Here is a 1,010-nt window from a genome sequence, read left to right as displayed (position 1 = left end):
CGGTACATCAAACCCATATCAATTTGCTCTCTTACCGACGGCGTATTGCAGTATGTATAAATACTGGTATTCAGTACTTGGTTTAATGGTTTCGCACCTAAAGCATCGTCGTTGTAAATCATCATCATTTCTACCACGTTCTTGTTAGAAGAAACACGCATGATTTGCAGCGGACCGTATTCCAACGGCAGTCCGGCAGACAAGACACCGGCACGGTTAGACGCCATTAATTCAAGTTGGCGTTGGTTGTCATTGCTTGATGAACAACCCGCCAATGCACCAAAGGCGAGGAAGAGACACAGTAATTTTTTCATAAATTAAAACACTTTTTTGAACGGTTTTACGATCACGTTTTCGTAAACGCCCGCCGCCACATAAGGATCGGCGTCAGCCCATGTTTTGGCATCTTCCAAAGAGGCAAATTCAGCAATGACTGTCGAACCAGTAAAGCCGGCTTCTCCTGGGGTATCAGAGTCGATCGCTGGCATTGGACCTGCGGTAAGTAAACGACCTTCATCTTGAAGCTGTTGCAAGCGTTCTAAATGTTGAGGACGAACGCTCATACGTTTTTCCAATGAGTTCTCGACGTCCTGAGAAAAGATGACGTACCACATAGCATAGTTCCTTAATTGGTAGGGTAAAGTGTTAATTTAACGTCTTTTTTGAACCTCTCACAAGTGAACAATAGAAAATGTGAGATTCTTCCTAGCAATTCGATTTTATGACGACTTAGCTTTGCACTGGACGTGGTTTGCCTTCACTTTCGATGGCTACATAGTTAAAGGTTGCTTCACAAACCATGAAACGATCTTCGATGCCGTCGACTTTCACTGGTTTCACCCAAACTTCTAGGTCAACGCTCATAGATGTACGGCCGATTTTCTTACACACGCCGTAACAACAAACCACGTCACCTACGCTGACTGGTTTTTTAAATGTAATGCTTGAAACAGAAACGGTAACGACGCGACCAGAACAGATCTCTTTCGCCAGAATCGCACCCGCCAAGT

General features: G+C 44.4%; 3 protein-coding genes. All 3 read right to left on the bottom strand.

The window, feature by feature from the left end; genetic code table 11:
* Positions 1-314 (bottom strand): GspS/AspS pilotin family protein (locus tag R7E00_RS25365; RefSeq protein WP_318124957.1); only part of this gene is annotated, 314 nt, incomplete at its 3' end.
* Between the two features lie 3 nt (positions 315-317).
* Positions 318-614: a YciI family protein gene (locus R7E00_RS25360; RefSeq protein WP_058965672.1), complete on the bottom strand. Its 297-nt coding sequence runs from the start codon at positions 612-614 to the stop codon at positions 318-320.
* Positions 615-729: 115 nt separating this feature from the next.
* Positions 730-1,010, bottom strand: a 281-nt coding sequence (locus tag R7E00_RS25355) for a hotdog domain-containing protein (RefSeq protein ID WP_318124956.1), incomplete at its 5' end; no start/stop codon positions are given.

This window comes from Vibrio sp. Vb1755, from assembly GCF_033338635.1.
In the GTDB taxonomy this organism is placed as follows: domain Bacteria; phylum Pseudomonadota; class Gammaproteobacteria; order Enterobacterales; family Vibrionaceae; genus Vibrio; species Vibrio alginolyticus.
Note: the sequence above shows the minus strand (reverse complement) of the source record. Positions and strands in the feature narration are given on the sequence as shown.

Bases quoted from the DNA above. Each gene is read 5' to 3' on its own strand.
- R7E00_RS25360 (WP_058965672.1), bottom strand. From the start codon at position 614: ATGTGGTACGTCATCTTTTCTCAGGACGTCGAGAACTCATTGGAAAAA.